Annotated in this window: 20 protein-coding genes; 2 read left to right on the forward strand and 18 right to left on the reverse strand. The window is 70.9% G+C overall.

What is annotated here, in order from left to right; genetic code table 11:
* Position 1 precedes the first annotated feature (1 nt).
* Positions 2–1,939 (reverse strand): acetolactate synthase large subunit, encoded by a 1,938-nt coding sequence (locus EV371_RS26240; protein ID WP_130464407.1) that lies wholly within the window; start codon positions 1,937–1,939, stop codon positions 2–4.
* 267 nt (positions 1,940–2,206) lie between these two features.
* The gene (locus tag EV371_RS26245) at positions 2,207–4,525 is read right to left on the reverse strand and encodes an EAL domain-containing protein (RefSeq protein ID WP_130466229.1); all 2,319 of its coding nucleotides are present in this window, start codon (positions 4,523–4,525) and stop codon (positions 2,207–2,209) included.
* Between the two features lie 284 nt (positions 4,526–4,809).
* On the opposite strand from EV371_RS26245, the gene ilvD reads away from it, so the two are divergent.
* Complete coding sequence (gene ilvD / locus EV371_RS26250; protein WP_130464408.1) at positions 4,810–6,657, forward strand: dihydroxy-acid dehydratase; 1,848 nt, start codon at positions 4,810–4,812, stop codon at positions 6,655–6,657.
* A gap of 54 nt (positions 6,658–6,711) precedes the next feature.
* Here the strand turns inward: ilvD and EV371_RS26255 are convergent, their stop codons facing one another.
* From EV371_RS26255 to EV371_RS26290, 8 genes are all read right to left on the reverse strand, one after another.
* A complete protein-coding gene (locus EV371_RS26255) occupies positions 6,712–7,794 on the reverse strand; it encodes a hypothetical protein (protein ID WP_130464409.1) in 1,083 nt (360 codons plus the stop codon).
* Entirely contained in the window at positions 7,791–8,159 is a 369-nt protein-coding gene (locus EV371_RS26260) for a GntR family transcriptional regulator (protein WP_130464410.1), read from the reverse strand. Before EV371_RS26260 ends, EV371_RS26255 begins: the two co-directional genes overlap by 4 nt.
* A gap of 142 nt (positions 8,160–8,301) precedes the next feature.
* Positions 8,302–9,225: an alpha/beta fold hydrolase gene (locus tag EV371_RS26265; protein WP_486484794.1), complete on the reverse strand. Its 924-nt coding sequence runs from the start codon at positions 9,223–9,225 to the stop codon at positions 8,302–8,304.
* Positions 9,218–9,688, reverse strand: coding sequence for a hypothetical protein (locus EV371_RS34650; RefSeq protein WP_130464411.1), 471 nt, complete (start codon positions 9,686–9,688; stop codon positions 9,218–9,220). Before EV371_RS34650 ends, EV371_RS26265 begins: the two co-directional genes overlap by 8 nt.
* Positions 9,689–9,802: 114 nt before the next feature.
* Positions 9,803–10,786, reverse strand: a complete 984-nt coding sequence (locus EV371_RS26275; RefSeq protein ID WP_130464412.1) for a glycine betaine ABC transporter substrate-binding protein — start codon at positions 10,784–10,786, stop codon at positions 9,803–9,805.
* A 73-nt stretch (positions 10,787–10,859) separates the two neighbouring features.
* Complete coding sequence (locus tag EV371_RS26280; RefSeq protein ID WP_349338754.1) at positions 10,860–11,639, reverse strand: ABC transporter permease; 780 nt, start codon at positions 11,637–11,639, stop codon at positions 10,860–10,862.
* Complete coding sequence (locus tag EV371_RS26285; protein ID WP_130464413.1) at positions 11,636–12,856, reverse strand: betaine/proline/choline family ABC transporter ATP-binding protein; 1,221 nt, start codon at positions 12,854–12,856, stop codon at positions 11,636–11,638. Before EV371_RS26285 ends, EV371_RS26280 begins: the two co-directional genes overlap by 4 nt.
* Positions 12,853–13,620, reverse strand: a complete 768-nt coding sequence (locus EV371_RS26290; RefSeq protein WP_130464414.1) for an ABC transporter permease — start codon at positions 13,618–13,620, stop codon at positions 12,853–12,855. The genes EV371_RS26285 and EV371_RS26290 overlap by 4 nt, the downstream gene beginning before the upstream one ends.
* Positions 13,621–13,930: 310 nt before the next feature.
* Between EV371_RS26290 and EV371_RS34655 the strand changes: the two genes are divergently transcribed.
* Positions 13,931–14,434: a MarR family winged helix-turn-helix transcriptional regulator gene (locus tag EV371_RS34655; protein WP_486484973.1), complete on the forward strand. Its 504-nt coding sequence runs from the start codon at positions 13,931–13,933 to the stop codon at positions 14,432–14,434.
* A 255-nt stretch (positions 14,435–14,689) separates the two neighbouring features.
* Here the strand turns inward: EV371_RS34655 and EV371_RS26300 are convergent, their stop codons facing one another.
* The 8 genes from EV371_RS26300 to EV371_RS26335 all read right to left on the reverse strand — a co-directional run bounded on the left by EV371_RS26300 (position 14,690) and on the right by EV371_RS26335 (position 21,117).
* The gene (locus tag EV371_RS26300; protein WP_130464416.1) at positions 14,690–15,481 is read right to left on the reverse strand and encodes a maleylpyruvate isomerase family mycothiol-dependent enzyme; all 792 of its coding nucleotides are present in this window, start codon (positions 15,479–15,481) and stop codon (positions 14,690–14,692) included.
* A 326-nt stretch (positions 15,482–15,807) separates the two neighbouring features.
* Positions 15,808–16,203: a hypothetical protein gene (locus EV371_RS26305; protein ID WP_130464417.1), complete on the reverse strand. Its 396-nt coding sequence runs from the start codon at positions 16,201–16,203 to the stop codon at positions 15,808–15,810.
* Positions 16,204–16,511: 308 nt separating this feature from the next.
* On the reverse strand, positions 16,512–17,009 hold the full coding sequence (locus tag EV371_RS26310; RefSeq protein ID WP_130464418.1) for a GNAT family N-acetyltransferase: 498 nt from the start codon (positions 17,007–17,009) through the stop codon (positions 16,512–16,514).
* 231 nt (positions 17,010–17,240) lie between these two features.
* A complete protein-coding gene (locus tag EV371_RS26315; protein ID WP_130464419.1) occupies positions 17,241–18,029 on the reverse strand; it encodes a hypothetical protein in 789 nt (262 codons plus the stop codon).
* Positions 18,030–18,038: 9 nt separating this feature from the next.
* On the reverse strand, positions 18,039–18,818 hold the full coding sequence (locus tag EV371_RS26320) for a hypothetical protein (RefSeq protein WP_130464420.1): 780 nt from the start codon (positions 18,816–18,818) through the stop codon (positions 18,039–18,041).
* A 100-nt stretch (positions 18,819–18,918) separates the two neighbouring features.
* Positions 18,919–20,151 (reverse strand): DUF418 domain-containing protein, encoded by a 1,233-nt coding sequence (locus EV371_RS26325; protein ID WP_486484795.1) that lies wholly within the window; start codon positions 20,149–20,151, stop codon positions 18,919–18,921.
* A 216-nt stretch (positions 20,152–20,367) separates the two neighbouring features.
* Positions 20,368–20,916, reverse strand: coding sequence for a hypothetical protein (locus EV371_RS26330; RefSeq protein WP_130464422.1), 549 nt, complete (start codon positions 20,914–20,916; stop codon positions 20,368–20,370).
* Between the two features lie 18 nt (positions 20,917–20,934).
* Positions 20,935–21,117 carry a hypothetical protein gene (locus EV371_RS26335; protein ID WP_130464423.1) on the reverse strand — a complete coding sequence of 61 codons (183 nt, stop codon included), beginning with the start codon at positions 21,115–21,117 and terminating at the stop codon, positions 20,935–20,937.
* Position 21,118 lies beyond the last annotated feature (1 nt).

A 21,118-nucleotide genomic window follows, 5' to 3' on the forward strand; every position in this document is an offset into this window, starting at 1 on the left:
CTCACAGCTCGTCGTCGTCGAATGCGGGGCGGACCCCACGGGCGAACATGATCTCGTCGTTGCTGGTGCCGGCGGCCACCATCGGCCACACCATCGCGTCCTTGCCGACCACGAAGTCGACCACCACCGGTGCGTCGTTGATCTCCATCGCGGCCTTGATGGTCTTGTCCACGTCGGCCCTGCTCTCGCAGCGCAGCCCGACGCAGCCCAGCGCCTCGGCCAGCTTGACGAAGTCCGGGATGCGGTGCTTGTGGGTGCCCAGCTCGGTGTTGGAGTAGCGCTCGCCGTAGAAGAGCGTCTGCCACTGCCGGACCATCCCCAGGTTGCCGTTGTTGATCACGGCGATCTTGACCGGGATCCCCTCCAGGGCGCAGGTCGCCAGCTCCTGGTTGGTCATCTGGAAGCAACCGTCGCCGTCGATGCCCCAGACGGTGGTGTCCGGCCTGCCGACCTTGGCGCCCATCGCCGCCGGCACCGCGTAGCCCATCGTGCCCAGGCCGCCGGAGTTGAGCCAGGTGTGCGGCTTCTCGTACGAGACGAACTGGGCCGCCCACATCTGGTGCTGGCCGACCCCGGCCACGTAGATCGCCTCCGGGCCGGCGATCGCACCCAGCCGCTCGATCACGTACTGCGGGGCGAGGGTGCCGTCGGTCGGCTCGTCGTAGCCGAGCGGGTAGCGGTCGCGCAGGTCGTCCAGCTGTGCCCACCACTCGGTCCGGTCGACCTGCGCGGTCTGGCCGGCGGTGGCGGCCCGGACCGCCTCGATCAGCTCGTCGATGACGTACCTGGCGTCGCCGACGATCGGCACGTCGGCGGCGCGGTTCTTGCCGATCTCCGCCGGGTCGATGTCGGCGTGCACGATCGCCGCCCCCGGGGCGAACGAGTCCAGCTTGCCGGTCACCCGGTCGTCGAACCGGGCCCCCAGCGCCACGATCAGGTCCGACTTCTGCAGGCCGTAGACCGCGGCGACCGTACCGTGCATGCCCGGCATGCCCAGGTGCTGCGGGTGGGAGTCGGGGAAGGCGCCCCGGGCCATCAGCGTGGTCACCACCGGGATGCCGGTCAGCTCGGCCAGCTTGCGCAGCCCCTCGGTGGCGCCGGCCTTGAGCACCCCACCGCCGACGTAGAGCACCGGGCGGCGGACCGTGGTCATCAGCCGGGCCGCCTCCCGGATCTGCTTGCCGTGCGGGTGCAGGGTGGGCCGGTAACCCGGCAGGTCCAGGGCGGGCGGCCAGGAGAAGGTGGTCTGCGCCTGGAGGACGTCCTTGGGGATGTCGACCAGCACCGGACCGGGCCGACCGGAGGCGGCCAGGTGGAACGCCTCGGCCAGGATCCTCGGGATCTCCTCGGCGGTCTGGATCAGGTAGTTGTGCTTGGTGATCGGCAGGGTGATGCCCTGGATGTCCGCCTCCTGGAAGGCGTCCGTGCCGATCGCCGGCCGGGCCACCTGACCGGTGATCGCCACCATCGGCACCGAGTCCATGTACGCGTCCGCGATCGGCGTGACCAGGTTCGTCGCGCCCGGCCCGGAGGTGGCGATGCAGACCCCGACCCGGCCGGTGGCCTGCGCGTACCCGGTGGCGGCATGCCCGGCGCCCTGCTCGTGCCGGACCAGGATGTGCCGCACCGACGAGTCGTAGAGCGGGTCGTACGCCGGCAGGATCGCCCCGCCCGGGATGCCGAACGCGACCTCGACGCCGAGCGCCTCCAGCGACTTCACCAGCGAGCCGGCCCCGGAGACCTGGACCGGCGCCACCACCTGCCCGCCGCCGGCCCCGCGCACCGGCTCGGCGAGCGGGCCGGCCTGGTCGCCGACGGGCGGGCCGCCCGGGCGGAGTCGGCGGGGGAACTGGTCGGCGGGGTCGTTGCCCCCCTCGGCAGCGACGGAGCGGTGCCGCCGCGCGCTGTTGGCCAGGGTCTCAGGTGTGGGTCTTGTCATGGCTATTCAGGCCTTCGGCTCGGAGCAGTGATCTTTCGAGGTGTACGGGCGGTGCGGGGCCGGCCGCCTCGGCCGGGCGACCCTCGGGCGGGGGTCGATCCGCACGAACCGGCAAGGACCGGTACGCCCAACGAGGTGACCGCCCTGCCGACGAGGTACGTGGCCAATAAAAAGGGCCCTCGTGCTGATGCACGGGGCCTGCGCACTCTCGGAAACCGAGAGTGCGCTCAGATAAGTACTCGGAAGGACCTGGTCGCAGACATGTGGTTAAGCCTGACGCATCTCACGCGATGAGTCAACTGATCCCGCATTTTGGGCACGGCCGCTTGCCGGGTCCGCCGGCCCGTCGCTCGGCCTGCGCTGCCGGGGAGCGCTCCGGCTGTTCCCGGCCGTACGAGGGGTGGACTCGGCACCGTCGCCCTTCGGGCGGGACTCCCCCGCATTCCCCTCGGGCGGGCTGGCCGCCTCCAGCATCGCCTCCAGGTGCTCGGCCGGCACCCCCCAGCCGAAGAGCTGGCCCTGCCCGAACCGGCAGCCCGCCTCGACCACGGCGGCGAGTTCCGTCGGGTTGGTCACCCCCTCGGCGATCACCTCCAGTCCGAGCTGGTGGCCGAGCCGCACCACCACGTCCACCATCGGGGCGAAGGCGCGGCCGTCCGGCGGCTGGACCGGCTCCGGGCCGGCGACCAGGCTGTGATCGATCTTGAGGATGTCGATCGGCAGCCGGCGAAGCTGGCCGAGGGAGGAGTACCCGGCGCCGAAGTCGTCCAGCGCGATGCGTACCCCGGTCAGCCGCAGCGCCCGGAGCCGCCGGATCAGCTCGTCCAGGTCGGTCGCCACGGCGTGCTCGGTCACCTCCAGCACCAGCCGCTGCGGCGGCACCCGGTGCGCGCGCAGCGCCTCGGTGACCTGGACGACGTACTCCGGTGCGTGCAGTTCCCGGGGCGAGACGTTGACCGAGACCCAGACGTCGTGCCCGGCGGTGAGCCAGAGGGAGAGCTGGTGACAGGCCCGGTGCAGTACCCAGGCGCCGAGCTTGGCGATCATCCCGCACTCCTCGGCGAGCGGGATGAACTCGTCCGGGCCGACGTTGCCCAGCTCCGGATGGTGCCAGCGGAGCAGCGCCTCCGCGCCGACCGGCCGGACCGACGGGACCGCCGCCACCGGCTGGAACGCCAGGTGCAACTCGTCCCGCTCGATCGCGCCGCGCAGCTCGTGCTCCAGCGTGGTACGCCGGCGCAGCAGATTGTCGTAGGCCACGTCGTACCGCTCGACCCGGTTCTTGCCGCGCTGCTTGGCGTACCGCAGGGCCAGGTCGGCGTTGCGCAGCAGGGTCTCCACGTCGGCGGCGTCGGCGCTGTCGGCCACCCCGATGCTGACCGACAGGAAGACCGCCCCGGCATCGTGCGGGTACGCCGAGCCGACCACCCCGAGCAGTCGCTGCGCGATCCGCTGCGCCTCGGCGGGCCGGGCCCGCATCAGTACGGCGAACTCGTCACCGCCGAGCCGCGCCGCCAGGTCGCCGGGGCGCAGGTTGCTCCGCAGCCGCCGACCCACCTCGATCAGCACCGCGTCGCCGACGTCGTGCCCCCGCATGTCGTTGACGTTCTTGAAACCGTCCAGGTCGAGCCCGAGCAGCACCCAGGGCGTCTCCCGGTCGGCCTGCTGCTGCACCGCCCGGAGCAGCCCCCGGCGGTTGGCCAGTCCGGTCAGCGGATCGGTGTGCGCCAGTTCCCGGAAGTGCGCCTCCCGCTCGGCGAGCCGAGCCGCGTAGGCCCGTACGTCGGCCAGTGCGAGGTACTGCCGGGCGACCAGGCCGAACCCCTCGACGATGCCGGCCATCACCGCGAGGATCGTGAACTCGCCGCCGACCAGCCGGTGGTAGACGGCGGAGACGGCCATCGCCACCATCGGCAGTACCGCGTAGGTGCCGCGCCGGATGACGTCGCCGTCCCGCCCGCCGGCCAGCTCGGGCGCCCGGCCGGCCAGGGCGACCAGCAACAGGCCGACCGGCAGCAGCACCGATCCGACCAGTGCGACCGCCGGGCCGGCCTGGCAGATCCCGGCGGAGATGGCCAGCCCGGAACCGGTCACCAGGTTCACGCCGGCGCCGGCCAGCAGCAGCCCGCGCCGGGGCGTCCGGGCCCGGGCGCCGACGATGACGGTCAGCCCGACCGCCACCGCCGCGGTGACGGTGGCCACCAGGATGGCCAGGCAGCCGCTCGGGGTGAGGCCGCCGAGCACCCGGGTCGGCTCGGCGAGCAGCACCCAGCCGACGAACCAGAGCGCCGCCCCGATCACCAGCCCGTCCAGTACCAGCCGGAGCGCCGCACCGGGAGTCTCGGCGACGCCGGGCAGCCGGAGCAGACCGGCGCAGAGCAGCGTCCCGCTGCCCGCCATCCCGATGGCGATTCCGGTGGCCAGGGCGGTCCGCTGGGCCTGCTCGTGCTGCCAGTGCTCGGCCATGGTGACCAGCGCGTACAGCCCCAGGGCGGCGCTGGCCGCCGCGAGTGCGCCACCGACCGCGAGCAACCAGTGCCCGACCCGGCGTGCGCCGATGTGCCGGTACGCCGACCGCACCAGCATGACCGGCCCGCAACCGGAGGCGAGGCCGGTCGCCACGGCAAGCGCAGCCGGCACACCGGAGGTGAGTTGCACGGGTTCACTCTGCCGGATCGACCGCACTCCATGGGGGAGCCCGCGCCGGTTCCTCGATCAGAGGCACAGACCGCCCATTCGGGCATCGGGTGTGAGGAAGGGCCCCCGCTTATCGTCAGCGGGGCCCTTCCTCACCCGCGTCGCGTCCCGCTGGCTGGACGCGACGGACTGTGGGGGCGGCGGAACGCGGGCCCGGGTGCCACACTTGTCGGATGCCTGACCTGCGGTCGAAGACCTCCACACACGGCCGGACGATGGCCGGCGCCCGCGCGCTGTGGCGGGCCACCGGGATGACCGACGACGACTTCGGCAAGCCGATCGTCGCCATCGCGAACAGCTTCACCCAGTTCGTGCCCGGGCACGTCCACCTGAAGGATCTCGGCGGCCTGGTCGCCGACGCGGTGGCCGAGGCGGGCGGCGTCGGCCGGGAGTTCAACACCATCGCGGTCGACGACGGGATCGCGATGGGGCACGGCGGGATGCTCTACTCGCTGCCCAGCCGCGAGCTGATCGCCGACGCGGTCGAATACATGGTCAACGCGCACTGCGCGGACGCCCTGGTCTGCATCTCCAACTGCGACAAGATCACCCCCGGCATGCTGCTCGCCGCGCTCCGGCTGAACGTCCCGACCGTCTTCGTCTCCGGCGGCCCGATGGAAGCCGGCAAGACGGTGGCGATCGAGGGGATCGTGCACGACAAGATCGACCTGATCGATGCCATGATCGCCTCCTCCAACGACGCGGTCAGCGACGACCAGCTCGACGCGATCGAGCGCTCCGCCTGCCCGACCTGCGGCTCCTGCTCCGGCATGTTCACCGCCAACTCGATGAACTGCCTCACCGAGGCGATCGGCCTGGCCCTGCCCGGCAACGGGTCGGTGCTGGCCACCCACGCCGCCCGCAGGGCGCTCTTCGAGGAGGCCGGCCGGGTCGTCGTGGAGATCGCCAACCGCTGGTACACCGACGACGACGCCTCGGTGCTGCCCCGGTCGATCGCCTCCCGGGCCGCGTTCGAGAACGCGGTCGCCCTGGACGTGGCGATGGGCGGCTCCACCAACACCGTGCTGCACCTGCTGGCTGCGGCTCGCGAGGCGGAGCTGGACTTCGCGGTCGCCGACATCGACGAGATCTCCCGCAGGGTGCCCTGCCTCGCCAAGGTCGCCCCGAACTCCCCGAAGTACCACATGGAGGACGTGCACCGGGCCGGAGGCATCCCGGCGATCCTCGGCGAGCTGGACCGGGCCGGGCTGCTGCGCCGGGACGTGCACTCGGTGCACTCGACCGACCTGGACCGGTGGCTGGCCGACTGGGACATCCGGGGCGGCAAGGCCAGCCCGGAGGCGATCGAGCTGTTCCACGCCGCCCCCGGCGGGGTACGCACCACCGAGCCGTTCTCCACCACCAACCGCTGGTCCAAGCTGGACACCGACGCGGCCGAGGGCTGCATCCGGGACCGGGAGCACGCCTACACCGCCGACGGCGGACTGGCCATCCTGCACGGCAACCTGGCCCCGGACGGCGCGGTGGTGAAGACCGCGGGCGTGCCGGCCGAGTGCCTCACCTTCCGGGGCCCGGCCAAGGTCTACGAGTCCCAGGAGGCCGCGGTCGAGGCGATCCTCGGCAAGCAGATCGTCGCCGGTGACGTGGTGGTGATCCGCTACGAGGGCCCGAAGGGCGGGCCGGGGATGCAGGAGATGCTCTACCCCACCTCGTTCCTGAAGGGACGCGGCCTCGGCCGGGAGTGTGCGCTGATCACCGACGGCCGGTTCTCCGGCGGCACCTCCGGGCTCTCCATCGGGCACGTCTCCCCGGAGGCGGCCGGCGGCGGACTGATCGCGCTGGTCGAACCCGGCGACGAGATCGTCATCGACATTCCGAACCGGAGCATCGAGCTGGCGGTACCGCCGGAGGTGCTCCAGGCGCGGCGGATCGCCCAGGAGAAGCGGGATCGGCCGTACACGCCGGTGGACCGGGACCGGCAGGTCTCCGCCGCGCTGCGCGCGTACGCCTCGATGGCGACCTCGGCCAGCGACGGTGCCTACCGGCGCGTCCCGGAGTGAGCCCGACGGCGGGCGCGGACCACCCCGGACGGGTGAGCCGCGCTCGCCGCTCCGTCAGGCCTGGCGGGCCCGCAGGGTGTTCACCATCGCCACCGCGGTCGGCACGTCCCGGCAGGTGACCAGCCGGCGGGTGCCGTCGGTCAGCCGGAGCGCCAGCGCGGGGCCGGGCAGCAGCGGCAGGTCGCGGGCGGTGGCGCCGCGCAGCATGGAGCGGAGCAGCCAGTCCTCCACCGCCAGGTGGTCCGGCTCGGCTTCCGCGATGGCGGAGATCGGCACCCGCCGTCGCAGCGGGCCGACCGCCACCCGGACCGCTTCGCCGTCGATGACCAGCCGGTAGCGGGTGAACGGCAGCATCGCCAGGGCCGACACCATCGGTGCGGCACCGGCCCAGCCCACGACGCCGACCAGGGGCACCAGCACGGCGACCATCAGCACCCCGGTCAGGGCCAGCGCCCCGATCGTCCAGATCACCGGACGCAGCGCCCGGAACTCCCACCAGAGCAGCCGCTCGTCGGTACCCGCCGCCAGCGCCGGCCCGGCGGCCACGTCCCGAACGGCGGCCTGGTTCGGGACGGCGGCCTGGTTCGGGACGGCGGCCTGGTTCGGGACGGCTTGTTGGGCCGCCGCCCGGGTCAGGGCCGGGGACCCGGCGCCGGGTGACGCCGGGGGCGCCGCCCCGGCCAACAGGTACGCCAGCAGCCCAGCGACCGCCGCAGCCAACATCGGCAGCGCCATCAGCGCGGCGAAGTAGCCCCAGGAGAGGCGTACGTCGGCGGCGGTCGGCGCGTCCAGTGCGGCGGCCAACGTCATCAGCAGCACCGTGCCGGCCGCCGCCGCGGTGCCGTTCACCGCGACCTGGGCGCCGAGCCGCAGCCAGTGCCGCGCGGTGCCGGAGATCCGGCGGGTCAACGCGAAGACCAGCAGCCCAGCCGCCCAGACGGTGAGCGCGGCGCCGAGCAGCACGGCGGCGAGGGTGTCGACCGCGATGGTGTCGACCATCGGCCGGTCACCGACGCCGCCGGAATTGGGCAGGCTCTCCGGTAGGCGGCTTCGCCAGGCCAGGGTCACCGCCACCGCACCGCCGATCAGGGCAGCCGGCAGCAGACCGCTGCCGACCGTCCACCGGACGTTCCTCATACGCTCACCTCTTTCGAATACTGCTGCCGCAGCAGAGCGACCGCCTCGTCGAAGCCGACGCCGGCGCGGCGGGCAGCTGTCACCAACTCCCGTACCGACTCGATAACCCGGGCGCGCTCGTGCGGGATCTCCCCGGTCACCACCGCACCCCGGCCCCGGCGCAGCTCGATGAGCCCCTCCTCGCGCAGCGCCGCGTACGCCCGGAGCACGGTGTGCATGTTCACGTCGAGCGTGTCGGCCAGCTCCCGTGCGGCCGGCAGCCGGTCTCCGCGGCCGATCGCTCCGTCGGCCAGTGCCCGGCGCACGCTGCCGGCGATCTGCTCGGCCAGCGGCACGCCGCTGCCCGGTGACACCCGAAACAACATGTTCGTATTCTACTAGAACAAGGGGCACTATCCGCAAGCCCGCAGCGGATCCGCCCAGCCGATTCGCGACCGACCCGTCGGTGGCGGACCGGAGGTCGGTGGCGGACCGGAGGTCGGTGGCGGACCGGAGGGCAGCCGTGGCTCAGCGGGAGAGGTACGCCGTGATCAGTTCGGCCAGCTGGCGCGGGCGTTCGGCCACCATGGCGTGGCTGGCGCCTTTCAGCGGGAGCACTGTCAGGCAGGGGTTGTCCCGGACGGCCGCCAGTCGCTCCAGGACCCGACGCCGGTGCGCGACGTACAGGTCATGGAAGGGGCGCTGTTCGGGCATGTCCACTGTGGCCAGTACGAGCAGCAGCGGGCAACGGACGGCACGGTAGGCCGGTACGAGGTCCAGCGACTGCATGGCGAGCCGCAGTTCCTCGGTCAGCTCCGGATCGGGGCGCAGCCGGCTCGCCCCGTCGTCCGCCGGCACCAGGTTGCGCCGGAACGCCTCGACCCAGACCTCCTCGGCGGCGCCGTACTGCCGGGCCATTACCCGCTGCCCCTCGATCGCCGCCGCGACCTGCTCCGCGGTGAGCGGCCGGGCCAGCGCGGCGGACATCCCGGCGAAGACCTCGCGGAGCCGGGCGAGTTCGGCCGCCGCCCGGTCCGGCGCCAGGCCGGCGAGGTCCTCCGGCCGGCTCGGGGTGGGGTTGCCGTCCAGGCTGACCGCGCCGGGACAGTCCGGGTGGCGGGCCGCCCAGAGGCTGGCGAGCATGCCGCCCAGCGACATGCCGGCCACCGCCGGGCTGGTCAGCTCCAACTCGTCGACGACGGCATCGAGGTCGTCGAGGACCTCGTCCCACTTCCAGGGGCCGTCGCCGGAGCGGCCGTGCCCGCGCAGGTCCACCGTGACCACCCGGTACGCCGGGCGCAACAACTCGGCCAGCCCGGTCATGGTGACCAGGTTGCCGCCCGCGCCGTGCAGCAGCAGCATGGGTGCGCCAGCGCCGCCGAGGTCCCGGGCGACGATCGGTACCGAGCCGGATCCGATGGTTGTCTCGCAGTTGCGGGGTGTGTCAGGCACGGCGGGGCCGTCCTTCCTCCAGTAGCCGGTCGCGAACGGAGGAGGGCAGCACGCCGCCTTCCGGGTGACGGGCCAGCTTGCCCCGGTTGACCAGGTCGTGGACGCCCTGCCGGGTGATCCCGAGCATCGCCCCGGCCACCGCGTACGTCACCGATTCGGCGGTGGGGTGCCCGACCCGACGCGCCACGACCTGGCCCAGCGGGCTGCGCCACCAGTCGAGCGGAGGCGCGAACGGGCCGTCGCTGGGATAGAGCGTCGAGACGACCCGGATGACGATCCCGATCGCCTCCCGGTCGTCCCCGTTGACCATCCGGTGCGCCCAGGCCACGGCCCGGGCGCGGACCGCGGCGCGGAGCGCCTCCACCACGTCGTCGCCGTCGAGCAGGATCTCCAGCGGGTCGAGCAGCCGGACGTCCATCGTCCGGATGAGTTGCTCGACCAACTCGCCATGGCTGGGCGGCATCTGACCTCCTCCTACTTGACGGTCATCGTCAAGTACTTGACGAAGTCTGTCAAGTTCGCCATCGACGCGGGCCGCCTCCCGATCCGGGAGGCGGCCCGTGGCTCTCGCTTCGACTCAGCCGATGAAGCCCTGCTCCGTCATCCAGTCCGCGACGACCTGTCCCACCGGCTCGCCCTTGACGTCGACACGCTCGTTGAGCTGCCGAATTGTCTCGTCGTCCAGCTTGGCGGTGATCGGGTCGAGCAACGTCACCAGCGACGGGAACTTCGCGGCGATCTCCCCGTTGATGGTCAGCGCGGGGTTGTAGATCGGGAAGAAGTTGAGGTCGTCCTCCAGCGGCACCAGGTTGAGGTTGCTGATCCGCCCGTCCGTGGTGAACACCTCGCCGAAGTTGCACGAGGTGCCCTTCTGGGTCTCGGTGTAGACCACCCCGGTGTCCACGGTCTTGATGTTGCCGGCCGGTACCTCCATGCCGTACTTCTTGGTCATCCCCGGCCAGCCGTCGTTGCGGCCGACGAACTCGCTCTCCAGGCAGAACGTAGCGTCCGCCGGGTGGCTCCTGATGAACGCGGCCAGGTCGGACAGCGTCTTGAGGTTCCACTCGGTGGCCTTCGCCTCGCGTACCGCGATGGCGTAGGTGTTGTTGGCCGGCGCGGTCTTCGCCCAGACGACGTTGTTCTTCTCCTTGTCCTCCTTGACCACCGCTTCGTACTGCTGCGCGGCGTCCGGGATCGGATCCGTGTGGTTGAGGTACGTGATCCAGGAGGTGCCGGTGTACTCCCAGTAGACGTGCACCTCACCCGCGAGTAGGGCCTTGCGGACGTTCACCGAGCCCTTGATGTTCGTCCGGTCCGTCACGGTCGCGCCGGCGGCCTTGAGCGCCGCCATGGTGATGTGGCCGAAGACGATGTTCTCGGTGAAGTCCTTCGACCCCACCACGATGGTCTGCCCGACCAGCGACTCGTCCCGCTTGATCGACCCCTCCCCCACGGCTACGTCCGCGCCGGAGTCCTCCGTGGTCACCGAGCATCCGGTCAGGGCCAGGCCAATGATCACGGTGCCCGCCACCAGGCGGGCCATCAACTGTCGGGTACGCATAACTAACCTCCTTGGCGCCGCAGCACCGGTAGGTGAAGAAACGGAAGGGAACGGAGTCGACCGACTGGGTGGATCAGTCGAGCCCGCGAGGACGCAGCAGGTCGGAGACGACTCCACCGAGCCAGTCCAGGGTCAGCGCGAGTACGGCGGTGAGCACGGCGCCGGTCACCAGCACGGAATCACGCTGGAGCTTGATCCCGGTGACGATCAGCCCACCGAGCCCGCCGGCGTTGATGAACGTCGCCATCGTGGCGACTCCCACCGCCAGCACGAGCGCGGTCCGTACGCCCGCGAGGATGACCGGCACGGCCAACGGCAGCTCGACCCGGACCAGGACGGCGAGCGGCGACATGCCGATGCCCCGGCCCGCCTCGATCAGGTGCCGGTCGACCTGGTTGATTCCGACGATCGTGTTGTGCAGCACCGGCAGTACCGCGTAGGCGACCAGCCCGATCAGCGCGGTCGTGGCGCCGATGCCCAGCCAGATGCTGAGCAGCACCAGCAGTCCGATCGCCGGAGTCGCCTGGCCGATGTTGGCCAGCGCGGTGGCGACCGGGGCCAGCCAGCTCAGCGCGGGCCGGGTCAGCAGGACGCCGGCGCCCACCGCGATGACGACGACGAACAGCGTGGTCAACGCCGTCAGCGACACGTGCTGACCGGTCACCCGGATCAGGTATTCAGCGTTGAGCGAGCGTCGCTCGATGTCGTCGAGGTTGCGGGAGCCCAGCCACAGATAGGTGCCGAGCAACGCCGAAACCAGCACGACCGGCATGACCCAGTGCCGACGCAGCATGCCCCGCCAACGCGACGGCGGGGCCGACAGGTCCGGCTCCGCGACGACCGTCGCTGTCACCGCTGCTCTCCGGTTTCCGTCGCAGTTCGCGGACCGGGCACGGTCGCGATGCGCCACGGCGGCGGTTCGGCGGCACCTCGGTCGCGCCCGCGCTCCACCGCGCGCATCTCGCCGATGGCCCGCATCAGTTGGTCGATGCTCAACACCCCGCGGTAACGGCCGGCGTCGTCGACCACCACCACGGCGCCGCAGCTGGAGGCGAGCATCGCGTCGAGCGCGTCGTGCAGCGTGGCGCGCGGCTCGACGGTGGTGACCGGAAGACCCACCCCGTCGAGGTCGTTCTGTGCCGGCTCCAGGTCACGTGGCCCCACCCAGCGCACCGGCCGGCGCTCACTGTCGACCGTGAGCAGGGCCCATTCGCCGGTCTCGGCCAGGCGACGCAGCACGGACGGGGGCGACTCGTCGAGCTGGCACAACTGGGCCTCGTCCCAGTCGACCGCGTCGACGCGGCGCAAATTGAGCTGCTTGAGTGAGGCGCCGGCGCCGATGAACCGGGCAACGTCCTGATCCGCCGGGCTGGCCAACAGTCTCTCCGGAGTGTCGAACTGCCGGATGACCGACCGATCGCCGAGCACCGCGATCCGGGTACCCATCTTGACCGCCTCGTCGAAGTCGTGCGTGACGAACACGATCGTCTTGCGCAGTCGCTCCTGAAGCCGGAGGAACTCGTTCTGGAGCCGGTCGCGGGTCAGCGGATCGGTCGCGCCGAAGGGCTCGTCCATCAGCATCACCGGAGGGTCGGCGGCCAGGGCGCGGGCGACTCCGATCCGCTGCTGCTGCCCGCCGGAGAGCTGGCGTGGCAACCGGTGCCGGAACTCGCCCGGCTCCAACCCGACCAGGTGCAGCAACTCGTCCACCCGCTCCTCGACGCGACTCCGGCTCCAGCCGAGCATCTTCGGCACCAGCCCGACGTTGGTCGCCACGCTCATGTGTGGGAAGAGGCCCACCTGCTGGATGACGTAACCAATCTGGCGTCGCAGCTCGGTCGGGTTCAGCGCGGTCACGTCGGCCCCGTCGAGCAGGATCTGGCCGCTGGTCGGTTCGATCAGCCGGTTGATCATTTTCATCGTGGTGGTCTTGCCGCAACCGGAGGGGCCCACCAGCACGACGATCTCGCCGCGACGGATGGTCATCGACACGTCCTCCACGGCCGGGGCCTGCTGCGTCCGGTAGGACTTGCTGACGTGGCGCAGCTCGATCATCACGTCGTCGGTCATCGGAGCACTCCCGCTTCCGTCGTTGTGGTGACCGGGATCGGGGCGCCGGCCACCGGCGTGGTCTGAGCACCGGCCGGCAGATCCGCCCGACTCACCCCGGCCAGCCGGGTACCGCCGGATCGGGCCCGGCGTCCGGGCTGGGTGAACACGCCGAGCAGCCAGAGACAGAGATCGACGAGGAGGGCGAGGGCGATCACCCCCACGGTGCCGACAAGAGTCTGGTTCAGCGAGTTGACCCCACCCAGGTTGGCCAGGCCCGAGAAGATCTGGTTGCCGAGCCCCGGCCCGCCGACGTATGCGGCGATAGCGGCGATACCCATCGTCATCTGGGTGGAGATCCGGATCCCGGCCAGGATGACCGGCCAGGCCAGCGGCATCTCGACCGTGGCCAGTGCCCGGATCCGGCTCATCCCGATGCCCCGGGCCGCCTCGGTGAGGGCGGGGTCGACCTCGGTGAGCCCGACCACCGTGTTACGGATAATCGGCAACAACGCGTACATGCTCAGGGCTGCGAAGGCGGGGAGGTAGCCCAGCCCCAGCGGGGTGATCAGGAGTCCGAGCAACGCGAACGACGGCACAGTCAGGATCGCGGCGGCGACCGCGACCGCGATCGCCCGGGCCCGCGGATGGCGGTAGGTGGCGACACCGATCAGAACTCCGAGGACCGTCGCCAGCGCCACCGACATCAGCACGATGCTGGCGTGCTCCACGGTCTGGGCGATCAGCAGGTCACGACGGCTTTCCAGGTACTCCAGGAAGGTCACGTATCACTACTCCCAGCGGGTTGGTCGGAGCGGCACTCGGTCCGGGACCGGCGTACAGCCCGCCGTGGACGGAGCCCTCCTCTCGCGCAGATACCTGCATAGCTGCAATCATTGTAAGGTGGCACAGTACGCTAGCGGTCCTCGCGGCTCTCGCCTGGCCTCGACGGGGACTGGCGTGGCCTCGGCAGGGACTACCGGTGCGGCGAGGACTACCGGGGCATCGGGCGAGGCGTCGGGCGACCTTCCCGACCGGCGTCCCGGGGAGGTCCGGCGGGACGACGGCGACACGGCGCCACCCGGGCCGGACGAGGTGAACCTTGCCTATCGGCCGGATCTGCCGGCATCGTCCGCCGTCATCCGGGACGAACTCGTGGCGGCCCTGGCGGCGCTGAGTCGGGTGCTGGTCGGGCTCACCGCACGCAGCCTCGGCTCGCTCGACATCGACCTCACGCTGCCCCAGTACCGGACGGTCGTGGTGCTCGCCACCCACGGACCGCAGCGCACGATCGACCTGGCGCGGGCGCTGGGTGTGCATCCATCCACGGTCACCCGGCTCTGCGACCGGCTGATCCATCGCGGTCTGATCCATCGCGAGCACCGGCCACCCGACCGGCGGGTGGCCTGGCTGATCCTCACCGCCGAGGGCAGGGAGGTGGTCGAGCGGATCATCCAGCGCCGGACGGCGGCACTCGCGAAGCTCGTCGAGAGCGCCCCCCTCGACGGGGCCGAACAGGTGGTCCGGCTGCTTTCCGCCCTGGTCACCGCCTCCGGCGAGCAACCCGAACGGCAGTGGCGATCCGTCGGCCACACCTGACCCACGGCCGTCGGGGTGCCGCTCGGTTCCGGACGGCGCACCCCGTCCGGACCGTCGGCGGCACGTTCGCCACCGTCCCCGGGACCAGCTGGTCCGGGACTGGAGCCGGTCCCGGACCGGATAGTGAACCTTTTTCAACCTCCCCTTGCGGTCCGTCGGAGCGCAAGGCAGGACGCGGTGTGTGAGCGCCGCGCGGTTCAGGTTGAAAAAGGTTCAGTGGTCACGCCGTTCTAGCGCCCTGGACGCCGTTGCCGGTCAGTAGCCGGGGAAGACCCGGCGCAGGTCGTCCAGGTCGAGCGCACCGGTCACGGCCAGCGTGTCCGGCGTGTGCTCCGGCGCCAGCCGGCCGGCGGCCAGCCGCAGGAACGCCTCGGCCGGTCCGCTGATCTCACCGGCCGGCTGCTCCGGCAGCTCCACCAACTCGACCCGGTCCGTCAGCCGCAGCCCCAGGGACCGGTCCGGGTCGGTCAGCCGCAGCGCCAGCTCCACCGGCCCGGCACCGACCGCCTCCGGCCGGCCGATCCAGCCGAGCAGGCCGTCGAGCCGGTCGAGCAGCAGCGGCACCGCCTCCGGGGCAACCGTCGCGTACCGGTTGAAGGCGACCTCCACGTCCCACTGGTGCAGTGCGAACTCGCTGAGCCGCATCCCGGCCGCGGTCGTCAGGTCGACCGGCTCGGGCAGGAAACCGAGGTCCATCCGTACCCGGGACCGGGTGGCCGCGTCCAGCGACTCGTACCGCTCGACCAGCCGCCGGTTGGCCTTCAGAAAGCCCTCGGCGTGCGCGATCGGAGTCATCGCGTCCCACCGGGCCCAGACCTGCTTGTTGAAGTCCGCCTCCAGCGCGGGACGCTCACCCAGCGCCACGTCGAGGGTGGCCTCGTTGATCTCGGCGCCGCTGCCGAGGTGGCTGAGCACCTGCGACACCTGCCACTCGCTGGCCCCGGACGGCCGGCTCAGGTCGGTCGGGCCGAGGTCGCGGACCAGCGCCGCGAGTTCGTCGTGGCCCGAACGGAGCGCGGCGATGGTCGTGTCGGCGGTAGTGGCCATGTCTTCCTGTCTCCCGGTCGTACGTCGCCGACTCCGGATCGGCCGGCGCGGCACCTGCCCATCATGCCCGCCGGGTCCGACCGGGCGCCGACCCTCCGACCACCGAATCCACTCTGCGGACGGCCCGGGTCGGACGGTTGGTCCACGGTCGATCGGTGGTCGTCGGGTGGCGGCGGCGGGTGGGTCAGCCGATGCACTCCTTGTCGATCCTCGTGCCCACCTGCACGAACTCGTTCTGGAGAAAACTTCACCGGGGACGGCCCGACGGCCTGCTCTGCCGGAACTCACGCTCCGGCAGAGCAAGCCGCCGCATTCGAGTACGTCGGTCAGACCCTGAAATCGATCCTGGCCTGGGGAATGTCGGACCCTCCGATATTGGAGGTATTCAGCACCATCCAGGATTGGGTGCCGGAGGGGTTGTTGACATACTTCGAGATGTAGCAGGTACTGGTTTGGTAGCAGAACTTGGATGTGATGCCACCCTGGGGCGACGAGGTCAGGTAGACAGCTGCACTCGTCGTGGACGTGCACTCGAGGGAGGCACTGAGGAGAAGCCGAGATCCCACCGTGGTGGCATCCACGTAGTTGCGGCACTGGAAGGTCTTGCCGGAGCCGAAGTGCGTCTTCCAGGGACCCCATGCCTGCCAGCCCTGCTCTGCCTGCGCCGGAGCGGCAAACGCCACCATGGACGCCGCGACGAGGGCGAACGTCGCTAACGCCATTCGGAGTAGTCTCATGTGAACCCGTCCTCTCACCGTACGGCTCGGATCGTGCTCGTTCGTTGCCGAGCCTGCCGCAACCATCCAGTCCCCACAAGACAATCTCTGTTCGGATCAGTTCGCGTCTTTTCCTTCTAGCCAGTATTCGTCCGGACGACGTGTTCACAGAGCCGACAACGGCACGACGGAGGATACGTTTCTTCGAACAGTTCCGAACAGCCCCGAACAGCGACGGTCCGAGTCGCGCCCACGACGGCGTGGCTGCTGCCACGTCCGTCACGGACGCTCCCTACGGCGATCGGCCCGCTCGGTCAGGCCCGGTCGCCTGTCTCCGTCCGGAAAGTGCGGAAACCCCGGCGGTGATAGTTGGGCAGGGCGCGGGGATGGTCCATCGACGACGTGTGCAGCCAGAGCCGCCGTACCGTGGGAGTCAGGTCCCAGGCCCGCTGGATCCCGAGGGTCAACGCGTACCCGCCGAGGCGTCTGCCGACGAACTCCGGTACCAGCCCGAAGGTCTCGATCTCCACCTCGTCGCCGGGGTGCAGGTCGTAGGCGACCAGGCCCACGGGCTCGCCCTCGAACGACAGCAGCCAGAACATCCGGTCCGGATACCGGGCGAACCAGGCAGCCCAGTCCGCCTCCGTCCGGCTGGCGCACCTCCAGCCGTAGGGGGTGCCGATCCTGACCTGCAGCTCGACGACCAACGGCGAGTCGCGGTGCAGGGGTTCCAACGTCAGGCCGGGCACCGGATCGGCCGGGTCGAGCTGCTCACGGGCCGTCATCTCCAGGTACGTCACGATCTCTTCCACTGGTCGAAGAGTACGTATCGTCGGACCCTGCTCCCGGTGGAGCCGGCCGTGTCGTGTCGTCTGCCGGGGAACGAGTCCGTAGCGGGCGCGCCGCGAGGCGCGACGGCCCCACAACGGTCGCCTGCGGGCCCGCCGCTGGCACCGGCCGGTGTCGTACGGACCCGGGCCGCACGGCAACGGGGGCGGCCGTGCGGCCCGGTTAGCAGTAGCGGTGGCGGTGGCGGTGGCGGGTCAGACTCCCAGGGCGCGGAGTTGGGGCAGGGCGGACTTGGCGACGGGGCGGCTGGTGCCGTTGGTGGCCCGGTCCTCGGCCTGGGTGCGGTTGGGTTCGCGCAGGTCGCCGACGACCACGTTGGAGCTGCCCACATGACCGTTGTAGGCGGTGCACTCCCACCACTTCTCGACCGGGTAACCGGGATCGCGGGTCCGCCTCTTCACACAGTCGGTCGGGGTGAGCTTGGCGACGACCGCTTCGTAGCTGCGGATCTGGTCCTGGATGACGAGGTTGATGCCGTTGGTCAGGCCGGCCCTGGCCCGGGCGGCGACCACGATCGCGAACAGCGACGGCAACACGTGGCCGATGTTGTCCACCGCCGCCGGGGTGGTGACCGTGCTGACGTACGAGGTCGCCAGGGCGGCGCAGCCGGTGGCGTTCTGGGCCCACAGCTGCCGGACGGTGTTGCTCATGTTGTCGATGTCGCTGAACTCGATCGTGTGCTGGCGGGCGCAGGCCTGCACGTCGGCGGCGGCGATCAGGTCGGTGTGGGCGATGATGTCGCGCTCCGTCTGCTCCACGGCGGCGATGATCTGGTCGACGGCCGCCTGCAGCGACGGCGCCTCGGAGCTGCCGCCGGAGAGCAGGTGCCCGGCGACCGCGACCACGAGGCTGGTCCAGTCGAAGAACATCACCTGCATGTCACCGGTACGCGGCGCGGCCTGAGCCGGTGTGGCGACAGGTGCCACCGCGACGGCCACCGCCACACCGGCGGCGATCACGCAGTTGCGTAGTCTTTTTCTCACCACGGTCTCCTAACGTTCCATCCTGGCAAGGGTCTGCTTGGCTGCCAGCCAGGCGGAGTCCTTGGCGGCTGCGGCCTTGAGGGCTTCCTTGTCGGGCGGTCCCTTGACCAGGACGCCGCCAGTGACCATCTCGTACCCGACGGCCTCGTTGCCGTTCGCCGCCTCGCAGGTGTGGGTGAAGGTCATGTCCCGAGGGGTGTTGTCCGGCGCGGGCACCCGGGTGCACGTTGGTTCCAGGTCTCTGACGATGTTCTGCATGAGCGTGACGTAGTCGGTGTCGGCCCTGCCCACCAGGTTGTTCAACCCGGCGTCCGTGGCGACCGACAGCAGGGTCGAGTAGAGGCTCTGTCCGGCCAGGCCGATCTGGTCCTTGGCCACGCGCGACTGGACCGCGTGGTACTTCTCGAAGGCGTTGGTCGCGAAGCCTGCGACCGTCCACGGGTACGTCTCCCGCCAGATCTCGTTCTCCCGCATCACCTGGTATTCCGACATCTCGTACGAGACCCTGCGGAGGTGCCCCAGTACCTCGGACGCCTCAAGGCCGTCGATGTGGTCCCGGATGGCGTTGTCGGTCGCGCTGACCGCTCCGAGCACCAGCTGGACGAACTGCGCGATCTGTTCGGCCGTGAAGCCACGGGCCTTGAAGACCTGGTACGCGAGCAGCGCCAGATCGGTGACGTTCTTGCTTGCGCCGTCGGCGTTGGCGTGTGCCGGTTGGGCCGCCCCGGATAGCAGCATCGCGAGCGCGACGGCCAACGCCACGATGCCCCGTCTGAGTGTTCTCCACATGTCGGGAGTGTGTCGGCGCCGGAGGGTGCGCGTCTTCGTGAGCCGTACGCAATCACGTGGTGGCGTTTGTCAGTCCGCGCAGTGGTCCACCGCGGACACCTCAACCTCGCTCAACCTCGAAGAGCCGTCGTGCCGGGGAACCGGTTCGCAGCCGTGGCCACCGCTGCTCGGTCCAGGCCCGCAACAGCCACTCCATCGGTCCGTACCGGAACCGGGCCATCCAGGCCGCGCTGACGGCGAGCTGCACACAGTAGATCGCGACCGCGATGAACACGACGGCCAGGGGTGCGACGGCACCGGCGAGGCCCAGCCCGACGCCGGTGAAGACCAGCACGCAGAGCAGCGACTGACCCAGGTAGTTCGACAGGGACATCCGGCCGGCCGGCGCGAGCACGGCGACGACCCGGCGTCCCCGGTCGGTCTGGAAGAACTGGAGCAGGGTGGCGGCGTACGCGGCCGCGAGCAGCGGCGCGGTGAGCACGCCCGCCGCCAGCCCGGTCAGGTTCGCGGTGCCCCCGCCCGATGCGAAGATCACCGCACCGGCCAGGCCGACCGGATAGCCCACCCGCTGCACCCGGCGCAGGAGCTGCCGGTGCCCGCCGACATCGGTGAGGAGCCGGCGCCGCCCGGCCACGTAACCGAAGAGGAAGGCGGAGAGGGCGAGCGGCCCCTGCACGAGGAGTGCGCCGAGCATCGCCGGCAGCTGGCGTACGTGCTCGGCGATCAACGAGCCGAGCCCGCCCTGTAGTGCCTCGGTGGACCGCTGCCCCGCCGCGAGTGCCGCCGCCGGGTCGGTGACCAGTTCGGTCCCGCCGGTGGCGGCGAGCGCGAGGACGAAACCGATCCCACCGGTCAGCAGTACGGCGGCGCGCAGCGCGGTCCCGACGCGGACGTTCCGCATGGCGAGCAGGACCAGACCGAGCAATGCGTACGTGGTCAGGATGTCGCCCTGGAACAGCAGCACCGCGTGCAGGATGCCGAGCACGAAGAGCCCGGCCATCCGGCGCCGGAACCGTGGGACAGGGTCGACGCCGCGCCGCGCGGCGGAATCGAGCTGGAGCGTGAAACTGTAGCCGAACAGAAAGGAGAAGAGCAGGTACGCCTTCATCGCGAACAGCATCTCGATCAGCCACCGGACCGCCTGGTCGCCCCACGAGTCGTGCGCGGGATCCGGAACCAGCTGGAAGGAATAGCCGTCGGCGAAGTAGGCGATGTTGACGACCAGGATGAGCAGCAGCGCCACGGCGCGCAACGCGTCGATGTCGACGATCCGGGAGGGTGTCCCGGAGAGCGCTCGACTCCCGGCGGGCGGGTCTTCGACGGACAGATTCACTCTGACTACCTCCGGACGGACAGGAATCATTTTCTATGCGTTTCCTGCGACCCTATGAAGCAGTCTGTCCGGATGACAGCCGGTGAGCGGGAATATCGCCGGTAGGGGAGGCCCTACCGGACCTGGTCAGACCACCGCAGGCTGCGGTTTCACAGCCGGAATCGGCCGGTGCGCAGAGATCGGCTCGATCGGATGGTGGGTCCCCGGACCGCCGGGTCAGCCGGCGAGCAGCAGCCCGGCGCTGACCAGGAACCCGGCGACGAGCATGACGCGGATCAGCCGCTCGTGCGCGATCCAGGCCAGGTCCCACCGGTTGTCGTCGCTGTAGCGCAGGTTGCCGATCGTCATCGCGGACCGGCCCAGCCCGAACCCGATCCCCGCCGCGACCGCCCCGAGCGGTCCGGCCAACAGGGCGACGCTCAACGCGGCGGCGTGTGGCAGTGCGCTCGGGGTGTAGGTCCGCATGCTGGTCCCCATCTCGAAGCCGAACTGGAGCGGGCCGAAGACTCGGCCGTGCCGGTTGACGTGCTCGGGGACCAGCCGCTTGTTCTGCGGCAGCCAGAACCGCAGCACCCCGAACTCGCGCAGCGCCAGGGCGCCGATCGTCGCGGCGAGTACATAGCGCCAGACCGTTTCCGGCGCGGCCAGCCGGAGCAGCGATCCGGCCAGGAGCAGCCCGAGCGCCGTGGTCAGCGCGCCCAGGACCAGCCCGGTGCAGAAGAAGTACCTAGCTCCACGACCTCGCCAGACCGACGAGTTCAGCATGAACGCCGAGTTGCGGCTTCAAACCGAGCCACTGGTCGCGAAACCGGCGGTCGCGCCGAGCATCGTCCACAGCAGGAAGCCCGGACCGGTGTCACGGATCGCCGCGACGGCCGCGAGGGCGGCGACGCCGGCGAGGCAGCCGGCGACGAGCACCGGATGCCATCGGCGGCGGATGGGCCGGGGCGCCGACGGGGCACTCATC

Source organism: Plantactinospora sp. CNZ321 (assembly GCF_004217235.1).

Excerpts from the sequence above, each read along its gene's own strand:
- EV371_RS26320 (WP_130464420.1), bottom strand. The coding sequence starts at position 18,818 with ATGTGGAGAACACTCAGACGGGGCATCGTGGCGTTGGCCGTCGCGCTC.
- EV371_RS26285 (WP_130464413.1), bottom strand. The coding sequence starts at position 12,856 with ATGACCGACGACGTGATGATCGAGCTGCGCCACGTCAGCAAGTCCTAC.
- ilvD (WP_130464408.1), top strand. The coding sequence starts at position 4,810 with ATGCCTGACCTGCGGTCGAAGACCTCCACACACGGCCGGACGATGGCC.
- EV371_RS26260 (WP_130464410.1), bottom strand. The coding sequence starts at position 8,159 with ATGTTGTTTCGGGTGTCACCGGGCAGCGGCGTGCCGCTGGCCGAGCAG.
- EV371_RS26255 (WP_130464409.1), bottom strand. The coding sequence starts at position 7,794 with ATGAGGAACGTCCGGTGGACGGTCGGCAGCGGTCTGCTGCCGGCTGCC.
- EV371_RS26240 (WP_130464407.1), bottom strand. The coding sequence starts at position 1,939 with ATGACAAGACCCACACCTGAGACCCTGGCCAACAGCGCGCGGCGGCAC.
- EV371_RS26300 (WP_130464416.1), bottom strand. The coding sequence starts at position 15,481 with ATGGCCACTACCGCCGACACGACCATCGCCGCGCTCCGTTCGGGCCAC.
- EV371_RS26245 (WP_130466229.1), bottom strand. The coding sequence starts at position 4,525 with ATGCTGGTGCGGTCGGCGTACCGGCACATCGGCGCACGCCGGGTCGGG.
- EV371_RS26305 (WP_130464417.1), bottom strand. The coding sequence starts at position 16,203 with ATGGCGTTAGCGACGTTCGCCCTCGTCGCGGCGTCCATGGTGGCGTTT.
- EV371_RS34650 (WP_130464411.1), bottom strand. The coding sequence starts at position 9,688 with ATGCCGCCCAGCCATGGCGAGTTGGTCGAGCAACTCATCCGGACGATG.
- EV371_RS26335 (WP_130464423.1), bottom strand. The coding sequence starts at position 21,117 with ATGAGTGCCCCGTCGGCGCCCCGGCCCATCCGCCGCCGATGGCATCCG.
- EV371_RS26330 (WP_130464422.1), bottom strand. The coding sequence starts at position 20,916 with ATGCTGAACTCGTCGGTCTGGCGAGGTCGTGGAGCTAGGTACTTCTTC.
- EV371_RS26275 (WP_130464412.1), bottom strand. The coding sequence starts at position 10,786 with ATGCGTACCCGACAGTTGATGGCCCGCCTGGTGGCGGGCACCGTGATC.